Source organism: Streptomyces sp. CB02261 (genome assembly GCF_001905665.1).
GTDB lineage: Bacteria > Actinomycetota > Actinomycetes > Streptomycetales > Streptomycetaceae > Streptomyces.
Genome location: NZ_LIVX01000001.1, coordinates 711,261 through 724,174, shown reverse-complemented (window position 1 = coordinate 724,174; position 12,914 = coordinate 711,261). Strand labels below are relative to the sequence as shown.

Here is a 12,914-nt window from a genome sequence, read left to right as displayed (position 1 = left end):
TCAGGTCAGCAATCCGGTACGGATCGGCTCGTCGGCCGCGTGGGGGTGGACGTGGTCGTGGCCGGGCAGCGCGTGCTGCCCCACGGCCTTCGGCGGCGGGCCGTCGTGGACGACGCAGCCGTCGCGGAGGACGACCGCGCGGTCGATCAGCGGCTCCAGGGGGCCCAGCTCGTGCAGGACGAGGAGGACGGAGGTGCCGGCCGCGACCTGCTCGCGCAGGGTCGACGCCAGGATCTCCTGGCTCGCGAGGTCGACGCCGGCCATCGGCTCGTCCATGATCAGGAGTTCGGGCTCGGAGGCGAGCGCGCGGGCGATCAGGACCCGCTGGTGCTGGCCGCCGGAGAGGGCGGAGACGGAGTCCTTGGCGCGGTCGGAGAGGCCGACGAGGTCGATGGCCCGCTCGACGGCGGCCTTGTCGGCCCTGGTCAGCCAGCCGAACCGGCGGCGGGAGAGCCGGCCGGAGGAGACGACCTCGCGGATGGTGGCGGGGACGCCGCTGGCGGCGGTCGTGCGCTGTGGCACGTAGCCGACCCGGGCCCAGTCGCGGAACCGCTTCCGCTCCGTGCCGAACAGCTCGATCGTGCCGCCGGTCAGCGGCACCTGTCCGATGACGGCGCGGACCGCGGTGGACTTGCCGGAGCCGTTGGCGCCGAGCAGGGCGACGACCTCACCGCGGCGGACGGTGAGGTCGACGCCGCGGAGGACGGGCCGGGCGCCGAGGGCCGCGGTGGCGCCGCGGACGGATATGACGGATTCCGGTTCCGTGTCCGGTTCCAGGGCTGCCATGGCTCGTACCTCCTGCTGTGCGGTGATCACTTGGCGCCGAGGGCCTTCTGCAGCGCGGCGAGGTTGGACCGCATGACCTCGATGTAGTCATCGCCCTTCGAGGTGTCCGTGATTCCCTCGAGGGGGTCGAGCACGTCGGTCCGGAGACCGGTGTCGGAGGCGAGCGTCTTGGCGGTCCTGTCGCTCGCGAGGGTCTCGAAGAAGACGGTGGTGACCTTGTCCTTCTCCGCGATGTCCTGGAGTTCCTTGATCCGGGCGGGGCTCGGCTCGGACTCGGGGTCGACGCCGGAGATGCCCTCCTGGTCCAGGCCGTACCGCTCGGCGAGGTAACCGAAGGCGGAGTGGGTGGTGATGAAGGTCTTCGTCGCGGTGTTCTTCAGACCGGTCTCGAACGCGGTGTCCAGGTCGCCGAGCTTCTTCACCAGGGCGTCGGTGTTCTTCCGGTAGTCGGCGGCGTGCTCCGGGTCGGCCTTCGCCAGGGCGCTGCCGACGCCCTTGGCGACCTCGGCGTACTTCACGGGGTCGAGCCAGATGTGCGGGTCGGCGCCGGCCTCGGAGCCGTGGTCGTGGCCCTCTTCGCCGGCGGCGTGCTCGGCGTGCTCCTCGGCGGACTCGCCTTCGTGGGCCTCGTGGGCCTCGTGGGCCTCGTGGCCTACGTGACCGGCTCCGGTGCCGTGGGCCTCGAGCTTGGTGAGGGTGGCGGCGTCGACGGTGTTCGCGACGCCGGCCTGGGCGATTGCCTTGTCGACGGCGGGCTGGATGCCCTTGAGGTAGAGGACGACGTCGGCCTCGCCGAGCTCGCCGATCTGCCTCGGCTTGAGCTCCAGGTCGTGGGGTTCGACGCCGGGCTTGGTGAGCGTGTCGACGGCCACGTGGCCGCCGCCTATCTGCTCGGCCAGGTACTGCATGGGGTAGAAGGACGCCACCACGTCCAGCTTGCCGCCCTTGCCCCCGTCGGCCGCGTCGGAGCTTCCGGCGCAGGCGGAGAGGGAGACGAGACCGAGCGTGACGGCTCCGGCGAGGGCGGTGCTGGGTATGAGGCGACGTACGTTCATGACACTCATTTTCAACAAAACTGGAAACGATTGTCAATTGTCTTCGCTGTGTCCCCGCCCACGCCGGTCCTCGCGCGGTCCTCGCACCGAACCGATTTGATAAGGGGGGTGAGGGCGCCGGTAACCTGTGGCATTCGCACTTCGTCGTCGTAATGAAGAGAGCACCGTGGCCGCCGACAAGATCGACACCATCGTCAGCCTGAGCAAGCGCCGTGGCTTCGTCTACCCGTGCAGCGAGATCTACGGCGGCCAGCGGGCCGCCTGGGACTACGGACCGCTGGGTGTCGAACTCAAGGAGAACATCAAGCGCCAGTGGTGGCGTTACATGGTCACCGCGCGCGAGGACGTCGTCGGCATCGACTCGTCGGTCATCCTGGCCACCGAGGTCTGGGAGGCCTCCGGTCACGTCGCCACCTTCACCGACCCGCTGACCGAGTGCACCTCCTGCCACAAGCGCTTCCGCGCCGACCACCTGGAGGAGGCGTACGAGGAGAAGCACGGCCGTCTCCCCGAGAACGGCTTCGCCGACCTCAACTGCCCCAACTGTGGCAACAAGGGCACCTTCACCGAGCCCAAGCAGTTCTCCGGCCTGCTCTCCACGCACCTCGGCCCGACCCAGGACACCGGCTCCGTCGCCTACCTGCGTCCCGAGACCGCCCAGGGCATCTTCACCAACTTCGGCCAGGTCCAGCAGACCTCGCGCAAGAAGCCGCCCTTCGGTATCGCGCAGATGGGCAAGTCCTTCCGGAACGAGATCACTCCGGGCAACTTCATCTTCCGCACCCGCGAGTTCGAGCAGATGGAGATGGAGTTCTTCGTCAAGCCGGGCGAGGACGAGCAGTGGCAGGAATACTGGATGGAGCAGCGCTGGAACTGGTACACGGGCCTGGGTCTCCGCGAGGAGAACATGCGCTGGTTCGAGCACCCGCAGGAGAAGCTCTCCCACTACTCGAAGCGCACCGCTGACATCGAGTACCGCTTCTCGTTCGGCGGCAGCGAGTGGGGCGAGCTGGAGGGTGTCGCCAACCGCACCGACTACGACCTCACCGCGCACTCCAAGGCCTCCGGCGCCAACCTGACCTACCTGGACCAGGAGTCCGGCGAGCGCTGGACGCCGTACGTCATCGAGCCCGCCGCCGGTGTCGGCCGCGCGATGCTGGCCTTCCTCCTCGACGCGTACAACGAGGACGAGGCCCCGAACGCCAAGGGCGTCATGGAGAAGCGCACCGTCCTGCGCCTCGACCCGCGCCTGGCCCCGATCAAGGTCGCGGTCCTGCCGCTCTCGCGCAACCCGCAGCTCTCCCCGAAGGCCAAGGGCCTCGCGGCCGACCTGCGCCAGAACTGGAACATCGAGTTCGACGACGCCGGCGCCATCGGCCGCCGCTACCGTCGCCAGGACGAGATCGGTACCCCGTTCTGCGTCACCGTCGACTTCGACACCCTCGACGACAACGCGGTGACCGTGCGCGAGCGCGACACCATGAAGCAGGAGCGCGTCTCGCTCGACCAGATCCAGAGCTACCTGGGCAGCCGGCTGCTGGGCTGCTGATCACGGTCGTACGTACACGGCGAAGCCCCCGGTTCCGGACTCGGAACCGGGGGCTTTCCCGTGGGCAGGCGCGAAGGGGGGCGGGGATCAGGCCCGCAGGCCCCGCAGCAGCAGGTCGAGCACCGCGTCGAACTCGGCCTGGATCGTGGGGCGTCGCCATTCCGGGGCGGCCACCGGGTCGTGGAAGCGGCCGGTCGCGTCGAACAGGGCGCGGGCCGTGGCCGCGGGGTCGGGGGCGCTGAACTCGCCGCTCCGCACGCCCTCCTCGACGATCTCCCTGACCTGTCCGATCAGCACCTCGATGTGCTCCTCGACGACACCGCTGGCCTCGTCGATCAGCACACCGTAGGTGGCGAACAGCTCGGGGTCGTCGCCCGCCTTGTGCCGCTTGGCGTCGAAGAGGGCGGTGAACCAGGCGCGGAGCTTGTCGGCGGCCGGGCGGCCGGAGGCCGCGATGAGCTCGGCGAGCATGACCTCGGCGCGGCTCAGCCACCGCTCGGTCACCGCCTCGCGCAGGGCCGCCTTCGTGCGGAAGTGCCGGTAGACGCTGCCGTGGCTGACGCCGAGGACCCGGGCCACGTCGACGACGGTCGCCTTCGCCGGTCCGTAGCGCCGCAGCACCTCCTCGGTGGCTTCGAGGATGCGCTCGGCGGTCAGGGTCTCGGTGGCGGCCATGGAATGACAGTACCTGTCAGCCGTGGACCTCCGGCGGGAGCGGGTCAGTGCTCGCTGTCCAGGTGGGCCATCTGCGCCGCCGGGTAGCGCTCGCCCGCCGCCGCGCCGGCCGGGACGGCCTCCTCGATCGCGGCGAGGTCGGCGGCGTCGAGGGTGACGTCCAGGGCTCCGAGGGCCTCCGTGAGCCGGTCGCGGCGCCGGGCGCCGACCAGCGGGACGATGTCCGCGCCCTGCCGCTCGGCCTGGGCGAGGACCCAGGCGATGGCGGTCTGCGCGACCGACACGCCCTTGGCCTCCGCGAGCGCCCGCAGCCGGTCCACCAGGTCCAGGTTCCGCTGGAGGTTCTCGCCCTGGAAGCGGGGGCTCATGCCCCGGAAGTCGCCCGGCGCCAGCTCCCGGTCGCGGGTGAAGTGGCCGCTGATGAGGCCGCGCGAGAGCACGCCGTACGCGGTGATGCCTATGCCGAGCTCCCGGGCGGCCGGGAGGATCTTCTCCTCGATGGAGCGGGAGATCAGCGAGTACTCGATCTGGAGGTCCGCGATCGGGGCCACGGCCGCCGCGCGGCGCAGGGTGTCCGCGCCGACCTCGGAGAGCCCGATGTGCCGCACATGGCCCGCCTCGACCAGCTCGGCGATGGCGCCGACGGTCTCCTCGATCGGCACGTCCGGGTCGACGCGGGCGATCCGGTAGATGTCGATGTGGTCGGTGCCTAGGCGCTGGAGCGAGTACGCCGCGAAGTTCTTCACGGCGGCGGGACGTCCGTCGTATCCGGTGAACCCGCCCTCGACCGTGCGCAACGCGCCGAACTTGACGCTGGTCAGCGCCTGCTCGCGGGCCGCGGCGGGAGCGCGGCGGAGCGCCTCGGCGATCAGCAGCTCGTTGTGCCCCATCCCGTAGAAGTCGCCGGTGTCGAGGAGGGTCACGCCCGCGTCCAGGGCGGCGTGGATGGTCGCGATCGACTCGGCGCGGTCGCTCTCGCCGTAGAGCGCGGACATGCCCATGCAGCCGAGGCCGAGGGCGGAGACCTGGGGGCCGGTGGTGCCGAGCGTGCGGGTGGGGACGGGCTGCTGCCTGGTCGTGGTCATGGCTGTCTCCTCGATGGGGGTGGCGGTGGTGCCGCAGAACAACCATGACATGACCGATGACAGATTTCAATATCTGTCATTCGTAAGGGTGAGGGGGAAAAGCAGGTGCTGGGGGGAGGGGCGCCGGGGTAGCGTGCCCCGCATGTATTCGTTCTTCCAGATCTACGAGTGAGCGCCCAGCCCGGCTGATCGAGCTCCACCACCGCCCACCTCACTGACGGGAGAACCCCATGGCCAAGCGCAACAACCTCCTCGGCGTCGGCGGACAGCGCAAGAAGCTGTCCCGCGCCGACCAGCACGGCGCCGTCCAGGGCGGCAGCGCCGCCCGCCGTACGGCCGACGAGAAGAAGCAGGAGCTCCTCCAGAAGATGCGCGAACGCGCCCAGGGAGCTGTGAACACCGAGGCCGGCGAGGCCGGTCAGAAGTAGCTCACCCGCACGCCGAGGGCCCGGGGCGGGCGCCGCCCCGGGCCCTCCGGCGTACGTCGGCCGGTCAGCCCACCGTCCGCGGCAGGCGCAGCGACAGCGCCGCCGTGAACAGGACCATCGCCAGCTGGACCAGGAGCGTCACCGTCAGGGCCGCCCCCGGACCCGCCGCCCCCGATCCCCCCGCGCCCGAGGCGGTCAGGCTCAGGAAGAGCGAGCCGAGGGTCGCGACGCCCAGGGCCAGGGCCGACTGCTGGGCCGTCACCATGACGCCGCTGCCCACCCCGGCCCGCTCCGGCGGCACCTCCGAGAGCACCACGCGGAAGAGCACCGGCAGCTGGAGGCCCTGGCCCAGGCCCGCCACCGCCATGCCGGGGAGCAGGAGCCAGACGGACAGGTCCGGCCAGGCCCGCCAGGCCGTCAGGGCCAGCAGTCCGATGCCGAGGGCCTGGGCCAGGCCGCCCGCCGCCACCACGCGCGCGCCCCAGCGCCGGACGAGGCGGGGACCCGCCAGCGAGGCTCCGAAGAAGGCCACCGCCATCGGGGCGAGCGCCAGGCCCGAGACCACCGCGCTCAGCCCCAGGCCCTGCTGGAGCGCCACCGCGATCACGAACACGAAGCCGCCGAAGCCCATCGCGAGCGGCAGGATCAGGACGAGCCCGCGCCGCAGCGACACCAGGCCGAACAGGCTCGGCGGGACGAGAGGGGTGCGTCCCGCGCGGTCCGCCCGCACCTCCACCCGCCAGAACGCCCACACCGCGCACGGGAACACGGCCAGGGCGACCCAGGCCCACAGCGGCCAGCCGGCCGCCCTGCCCTCCGTCAGCGGGACGAGCAGGACGAGCAGCGCCAGGCCCAGCAGCAGCGTGCCGGGCACGTCGACCGGGGCGGGTCGGTCGGACCGGGTCTCCGGGACGGTACGGAGGGCGAGGATCAGGCCCGCCACCGCCACCGGCACGTTCACCAGGAAGACCGCCCGCCAGCCGGAGCTCGCGAGATCGGCGGTGACGAGCACCCCGCCGAGGATCTGGCCCACCATCATCGAGAGCCCGACGGTCGCCCCGTACAGGCTGAGCGCCCTCGCCCGCCGCGGGCCCGACGTCGAGGCGTGGATGGTGGCGAGGACCTGTGGCAGCATCAGCGCCGCCGCGGCGCCCTGCGCCACCCGGGCGCCGACCAGCGTCCAGGCGTCCGGTGCGAGGCCGCAGGCGAGGGAGGTCAGGCCGAAGGCGGCCATGCCGGCGAGGAAGAGGCGCCGGCGACCGAAGAGGTCGCCGAGCCGTCCGCCGAGGACGAGCAGCACGGCGTACGCCAGGCCGTACCCGGCGACGACCAGTTCGAGCAGGGCCGGGCCCGCGGCGAGGTCGTGGTCGATGGACGGCAGGGCGACGTTGACGACGGAGAAGTCGATCAGCGGCAGCGAGGCGCCGAGAAGGACGGTGAACAGGCCGAGCGGGCCGAGTGCCGGCGCCGCGGCGGCGAGGGCCGGTGCGCCGGCCCGGGGAGAGGCGGAGGTCGAAGTCACGCGTCCGACGATCCGTCGCCGCTCAGCCTGGTACCAGAGCGTCCTTATCCTGGTACCGCCACTACCTGGCACGGGGCGGACCGCCCCGGCACCCTGGGAGCGTGACGACACCGATGACCGTCGGCCCCGAGACGCGGCGGCACGAGCTCGCCACCTTTCTGCGCAGCCGGCGCGAGCGCATCACCCCCGAGCAGGTCGGCCTGCCCCGGGGGCGCCGCCGCCGCACCCCGGGACTGCGCCGCGAGGAGGTCGCCCACCTCTCGGCCGTCGGCGTCACCTGGTACACCTGGCTCGAACAGGCCCGGGACATCCAGGTCTCCGCGCAGGTCCTCGACGCCCTCGCCGACGCGCTGCTCCTCGACCCGACGGAGCGCAGCCACCTCTTCTCCCTCGCGGGGCGGCCCGACCCGCACCCCGGCGCGCCCTGCCCGGCCGTCACCCCGGCCCTGCGGGCGCTCCTGGAGCAGCTGGAGCCCGTCCCCGCCGCCGTCCAGAACAGCCGCTTCGACTTCCTGGCGTACAACCGGACCTTCGGGCACCTCTTCCGCGACCTGGACGCCCTGCCCCGCGAGGACCGCAACTCGCTCTGGCTGGCCTTCACCGACGGCGACTTCCGGGCCGCCGCCACCGATCTGCCGGAGCTCCTGCCCCTCCTCGCCGGGAAGCTCCGCGCCTCCATGGCCGAGCACCTGGCCGAGCCCGCCTGGAAGGCGCTCGTACGGCGGCTCGAAGAGGCCTCGCCGGAGTTCCGCGCGATCTGGGCCCGTCACGACGTGGTCGCCCCGGGCGGTCGCACCAAGGTCGTCCGCAACGCGCGCGTGGGTCTGCTCAGGTTCGAGCACACCAACCTCTGGCTCGGCCCGACCGCCGGGCCTCACCTCGTCACGTACGTCCCCGCCGACGACGAGACCCGGGCCGGCGTCGAACGGCTCCTCGCCGTCGTGGCGCGCGAGCAGGCGGACGGTTCCTCCGCCCTCGTGGCGCGCGAGCAGGTGTCGGACGGCTCCCTCACCCTCGTGGCGCGAGAGCCTGTGGGCCCCGCGGCTGTGAGGTCGGCCATGCGGGGGCCGTACGGCTGACCGGAGGACCCCGGGGTACGGGACAATGGGGCGCATGACCGCGTTCACCCCTCTCGCCATCGGCCCGCACATCGTGCAGCCGCCGGTGGTGCTCGCCCCCATGGCCGGCATCACCAACGCCCCCTTCCGTACCCTCTGCCGCGAGTTCAGCGGCGGCAAGGGGCTGTTCGTGAGCGAGATGATCACGACGCGCGCGCTGGTCGAGCGCAACGAGAAGACGATGCAGCTCATCCGCTTCGACGCGACGGAGCAGCCGCGCTCGATCCAGCTGTACGGGGTGGACCCCGTGACGGTGGGCAAGGCCGTGCGGATGATCGTCGACGAGGACCTGGCCGACCACATCGACCTGAACTTCGGCTGCCCGGTCCCCAAGGTGACGCGGAAGGGCGGCGGCTCGGCCCTGCCCTACAAGCGGCCGCTGCTGCGGGCGATCCTGAACGAGGCCGTGACCGGCGCGGGTGACCTGCCGGTCACGATGAAGATGCGCAAGGGCATCGACGACGACCACATCACCTACCTGGACGCGGGCCGGATCGCGGTGGAGGAGGGCGTCACCGCGATCGCCCTGCACGGCAGGACCGCCGCCCAGCACTACGGGGGCACGGCCGACTGGGACGCGATCGCGCGGCTCAAGGAGCACGTGCCGGAGATCCCGGTGCTCGGCAACGGCGACATCTGGTCGGCCGACGACGCCCTGCGGATGATGCGGGAGACGGGCTGCGACGGTGTGGTCGTCGGGCGCGGCTGCCTGGGCCGGCCGTGGCTGTTCGCGGACCTGGTGGCGGGTTTCGAGGGCACGGGCTCCTACGCGCAGCCGGGGCTGCGGGAGGTCGCGGACGCGATGGTGCGGCACGCGCGGCTGCTCGGTGAGTGGCTGGGCGACGAGGCACGTGGTGTCATCGACTTCCGCAAGCACGTGGCCTGGTACCTGAAGGGCTTCTCGGTGGGTTCCGAGATGCGCAAGAAGCTGGCGATCACCTCGTCCCTGGACGAGCTGCGCGCTCAGTTGAGCGAGCTGGACCTGGACCAGCCGTGGCCGGTGGGCGCGGACGGCCCTCGGGGGCGTACGTCCGGAAACAACCGGGTTGTCCTGCCGGACGGCTGGTTGAAGGACCCCTACGACTGCGCGGGAGTGAGCGAGGACGCCGAGCTGGACACGTCCGGCGGCTGAGATTCGGCCTCTTTCGGGGAGTGATCCTCGCCACCCTTGAGGGGTTGGGTGCTCAGATGAGCATGTTAAGGACGGCTGCACAGCCTGAAAGGGTGGCACTGGGTGCCACCCTTTCTGTGTTCAAGAAGTGAACGCAAGTGCTTGGATGTACGCTCAGGTGAGCGGATTGCCTCTGTTTTGGGTCATGGCGTCTTCGGGCCGTGAAAACGGAAGCTTCCGATCGGTAACTTTCGAAGTGCTGGCGGACGGGTGGTTAAGGCCACGTGACCGCTAGGCGTACCTCCCCAGAAGCCTTCGATCTGGGTATGTTCCTCGCCGTCAGGGCAGCCAACCGAGTCATCGAGGAGTCGGGACCCGTGTCGGAAAACAATGATCAGAAGTTCGTGTACGACTTCACCGAGGGCAACAGGGACCTGAAGGACCTGCTCGGTGGCAAGGGCGCGAACCTGGCCGAGATGACCAACCTCGGTCTGCCGGTCCCCCCCGGGTTCACGATCACCACCGAGGCGTGCAAGGTCTACCTCGAGAGCGGCTCGGAGCCCGCGGCGCTCCGCGACGAGGTGTCCGCCCACCTCGACGCCCTCGAGCGGAAGATGGGCAAGAAGCTCGGCCAGGCCGACGACCCGCTGCTCGTCTCCGTGCGTTCGGGCGCCAAGTTCTCCATGCCGGGCATGATGGACACGGTCCTCAACATCGGTCTCTCGGACGAGTCCGTGGCCGGTCTCGCCCGCCAGGCCGACAACGAGCGCTTCGCGTGGGACTCGTACCGCCGTCTCATCCAGATGTTCGGCAAGACCGTCCTCGGCGTCGACGGCGAGCTCTTCGAGGAGGCCCTCGACGAGGCCAAGACCGCGAAGAAGGTCGCCAGTGACACCGACCTCGACGCCGCCGACCTCAAGAAGGTCGTCAAGCAGTTCAAGAAGATCGTGAAGGCCGAGACCGGCCGCGACTTCCCCCAGGACCCGCGTGAGCAGATGGACCTCGCCATCGAGGCCGTCTTCAACTCCTGGAACACCGACCGCGCGAAGCTGTACCGCCGCCAGGAGCGCATCCCGGGCGACCTCGGCACCGCCGTCAACGTCTGCTCGATGGTCTTCGGCAACCTCGGCCCGGACTCCGGCACCGGCGTCGCCTTCACCCGCGACCCGGCCTCGGGCCACCAGGGCGTCTACGGCGACTACCTGCAGAACGCGCAGGGCGAGGACGTCGTCGCCGGCATCCGCAACACCGTGCCGCTGGCCGACCTCGAGTCCATCGACAAGACGTCGTACGACCAGCTGATGCACATCATGGAGACGCTGGAGACCCACTACAAGGATCTCTGCGACATCGAGTTCACCATCGAGCGCGGCCAGCTCTGGATGCTCCAGACCCGGGTCGGCAAGCGCACCGCCGGTGCCGCCTTCCGCATCGCCACCCAGCTCGTGGACCAGGGCCTGATCGACGAGGCCGAGGCGCTCCAGCGCGTCACCGGCGCGCAGCTCGCCCAGCTGATGTTCCCCAAGTTCGACGAGAACGCGAAGGCCGACCAGATCGGGCGCGGCATCGCCGCCTCCCCGGGCGCCGCCGTCGGCAAGGCCGTCTTCGACTCGTACACCGCCGTCAAGTGGTCCCGGTCCGGCGAGAAGGTCATCCTGATCCGCCGCGAGACCAACCCGGACGACCTGGACGGCATGATCGCCGCCGAGGGCATCCTCACCTCCCGCGGCGGCAAGACCTCGCACGCGGCCGTCGTCGCCCGCGGCATGGGCAAGACCTGTGTCTGCGGCGCCGAGGAGCTCGAGGTCGACACCAAGCGCCGCCGGATGACCACGGCCGACGGCCAGGTCGTCGAGGAGGGCGACGTCGTCTCCATCGACGGCTCCACCGGCAAGGTGTACCTCGGTGAGGTACCCGTCGTACCGTCGCCGGTCGTCGAGTACTTCGAGGGCCGGATGCACGCCGGCGCCGACGACGCCGACGAGCTCGTCGCCGCCGTCCACCGGATCATGGCCTACGCGGACCGCGTCCGCCGGCTCCGCGTCCGCGCCAACGCCGACAACGCCGAGGACGCCAACCGCGCCCGCCGCTTCGGCGCCCAGGGCATCGGCCTCTGCCGCACCGAGCACATGTTCCTCGGCGAGCGCCGCCAGTACGTCGAGCGGCTGATCCTCGCGGACACCGACACCGAGCGCGACGAGGCCCTCGAAGCCCTGCTCCCGCTGCAGAAGTCGGACTTCGTCGAGCTCTTCGAGGCCATGGACGGGCTGCCCGTCACGGTCCGGCTGCTCGACCCGCCGCTGCACGAGTTCCTGCCCGACATCACCGAGCTCTCGGTGCGCGTCGCCCTCGCGGAGTCCCGCAAGGAGCCGCACGAGAACGACCTGCGCCTGCTCCAGGCCGTGCACCGGCTGCACGAGCAGAACCCGATGCTGGGTCTGCGCGGTGTCCGTCTCGGCCTGGTCATCCCCGGCCTGTTCACCATGCAGGTCCGGGCGATCGCCGAGGCCGCGGCGCAGCGGGTCGACGCCAAGGGCGACCCGCGCGTCGAGATCATGATCCCGCTGGTCGGCACCGTCCAGGAGCTGGAGATCGTCCGCGAGGAGGCCGAGCAGGTCATCGCGGAGGTCCAGGCCCGGACCGGTGTGGAGCTCAAGCTCGCGCTCGGCACCATGATCGAGCTGCCGCGCGCCGCCGTGACCGCCGGTCAGATCGCCGAGGCCGCCGAGTTCTTCTCCTTCGGCACCAACGACCTGACGCAGACGGTGTGGGGCTTCTCCCGCGACGACGTGGAGGCCTCGTTCTTCACCGCGTACCTGGAGAAGGGCATCTTCGGCGTCAGCCCCTTCGAGACCATCGACAAGGACGGTGTCGGCGCGCTCGTGCGCAGCGCCGTCCAGGCCGGCCGGGCCACCCGCCCCGACATCAAGCTCGGTGTCTGCGGAGAGCACGGCGGTGACCCGGAGTCGGTGCACTTCTTCCACGAGGTGGGCCTCGACTACGTCTCCTGCTCGCCCTTCCGGATCCCGGTGGCGCGTCTGGAGGCCGGCCGCGCGGCGGCCGAGTCCAAGGGCAGCGACAGCCGCTGACCCCGCTGACCCCCGGTTCAGGAGTGGCGGTCGGGTCCTCCTGAACCGGGGTTCAGGAACGGTCGCCGGATCCTGCTGAACCCCCGTTCAGCAGGGGATTCGCCCGGAACCACCGGGGCCGCCGCCGGTCATCCCTCACCCTCACCGGCGGGCGGCGGCTCCGGAACCAAGAGAGACGGGACGGACACCTTTGTGCGGAGGTGTCCGTCCCGTCGTTTTGATTTTGGTCGGATGTGAGTTCACGTTCAATTGGGCCTGATTGAATTATTGGCCTTTGAACTTTCCGTTTCTTCGGCAAAGAACGGAGCGGGCGCGGCCCCCGGATCCCCACCCGGTGGCCGCGCCCTTTACCGATGCCGGGCAGGTGAGCCGCAACCCTCGCCGACCGCCGCCGGACGGGCAAAGCCCCCCACGGTCTCCACCACGTCACCTCGGTCCTGAAGGTTTCCTGCCCGACCCGCACAGCTTTTCGTTTCGGGCCCGATTGCCGCGATGC

General features: G+C 70.8%; 10 protein-coding genes. 5 read left to right on the top strand and 5 right to left on the bottom strand.

The window, feature by feature from the left end; all coding sequences use genetic code 11:
- Both AMK29_RS03315 and AMK29_RS03310 read right to left on the bottom strand, forming a co-directional pair.
- Complete coding sequence (locus tag AMK29_RS03315; protein WP_073807171.1) at positions 1-786, bottom strand: metal ABC transporter ATP-binding protein; 786 nt, start codon at positions 784-786, stop codon at positions 1-3.
- A 26-nt stretch (positions 787-812) separates the two neighbouring features.
- Entirely contained in the window at positions 813-1,841 is a 1,029-nt protein-coding gene (locus tag AMK29_RS03310) for a metal ABC transporter substrate-binding protein (protein WP_073807168.1), read from the bottom strand.
- A 166-nt stretch (positions 1,842-2,007) separates the two neighbouring features.
- Here AMK29_RS03310 and AMK29_RS03305 point away from each other — a divergent pair, with 166 nt between their 5' ends.
- Entirely contained in the window at positions 2,008-3,390 is a 1,383-nt protein-coding gene (locus AMK29_RS03305) for a glycine--tRNA ligase (protein ID WP_073807165.1), read from the top strand.
- Between the two features lie 87 nt (positions 3,391-3,477).
- Here AMK29_RS03305 and AMK29_RS03300 read toward each other — a convergent pair whose 3' ends face one another.
- Both AMK29_RS03300 and AMK29_RS03295 read right to left on the bottom strand, forming a co-directional pair.
- Positions 3,478-4,065, bottom strand: coding sequence for a TetR family transcriptional regulator (locus AMK29_RS03300; protein ID WP_073807162.1), 588 nt, complete (start codon positions 4,063-4,065; stop codon positions 3,478-3,480).
- A gap of 44 nt (positions 4,066-4,109) precedes the next feature.
- Positions 4,110-5,150, bottom strand: a complete 1,041-nt coding sequence (locus AMK29_RS03295; protein WP_073807159.1) for an aldo/keto reductase — start codon at positions 5,148-5,150, stop codon at positions 4,110-4,112.
- A gap of 230 nt (positions 5,151-5,380) precedes the next feature.
- Here AMK29_RS03295 and AMK29_RS03285 point away from each other — a divergent pair, with 230 nt between their 5' ends.
- Entirely contained in the window at positions 5,381-5,578 is a 198-nt protein-coding gene (locus AMK29_RS03285; protein WP_073807154.1) for a DUF6243 family protein, read from the top strand.
- Positions 5,579-5,642: 64 nt separating this feature from the next.
- Here AMK29_RS03285 and AMK29_RS03280 read toward each other — a convergent pair whose 3' ends face one another.
- Positions 5,643-7,100: an MFS transporter gene (locus tag AMK29_RS03280; RefSeq protein ID WP_073807152.1), complete on the bottom strand. Its 1,458-nt coding sequence runs from the start codon at positions 7,098-7,100 to the stop codon at positions 5,643-5,645.
- Positions 7,101-7,213: 113 nt separating this feature from the next.
- On the opposite strand from AMK29_RS03280, the gene AMK29_RS03275 reads away from it, so the two are divergent.
- From AMK29_RS03275 to ppdK, 3 genes are all read left to right on the top strand, one after another.
- Positions 7,214-8,179, top strand: coding sequence for an MmyB family transcriptional regulator (locus AMK29_RS03275; RefSeq protein WP_079196730.1), 966 nt, complete (start codon positions 7,214-7,216; stop codon positions 8,177-8,179).
- A gap of 34 nt (positions 8,180-8,213) precedes the next feature.
- Entirely contained in the window at positions 8,214-9,350 is a 1,137-nt protein-coding gene (gene dusB / locus AMK29_RS03270; RefSeq protein WP_073807149.1) for a tRNA dihydrouridine synthase DusB, read from the top strand.
- A 356-nt stretch (positions 9,351-9,706) separates the two neighbouring features.
- Positions 9,707-12,418, top strand: a complete 2,712-nt coding sequence (gene ppdK, locus AMK29_RS03265) for a pyruvate, phosphate dikinase (protein WP_073807146.1) — start codon at positions 9,707-9,709, stop codon at positions 12,416-12,418.
- Positions 12,419-12,914 lie beyond the last annotated feature (496 nt).

What these genes read in the sequence shown, in the direction of transcription:
- AMK29_RS03315 (WP_073807171.1), bottom strand. Translation starts at nt 786, where the DNA reads ATGGCAGCCCTGGAACCGGACACGGAACCGGAATCCGTCATATCCGTC.
- AMK29_RS03310 (WP_073807168.1), bottom strand. Translation starts at nt 1,841, where the DNA reads ATGAACGTACGTCGCCTCATACCCAGCACCGCCCTCGCCGGAGCCGTC.
- AMK29_RS03300 (WP_073807162.1), bottom strand. Translation starts at nt 4,065, where the DNA reads ATGGCCGCCACCGAGACCCTGACCGCCGAGCGCATCCTCGAAGCCACC.
- AMK29_RS03295 (WP_073807159.1), bottom strand. Translation starts at nt 5,150, where the DNA reads ATGACCACGACCAGGCAGCAGCCCGTCCCCACCCGCACGCTCGGCACC.
- AMK29_RS03285 (WP_073807154.1), top strand. Translation starts at nt 5,381, where the DNA reads ATGGCCAAGCGCAACAACCTCCTCGGCGTCGGCGGACAGCGCAAGAAG.
- AMK29_RS03275 (WP_079196730.1), top strand. Translation starts at nt 7,214, where the DNA reads ATGACCGTCGGCCCCGAGACGCGGCGGCACGAGCTCGCCACCTTTCTG.
- dusB (WP_073807149.1), top strand. Translation starts at nt 8,214, where the DNA reads ATGACCGCGTTCACCCCTCTCGCCATCGGCCCGCACATCGTGCAGCCG.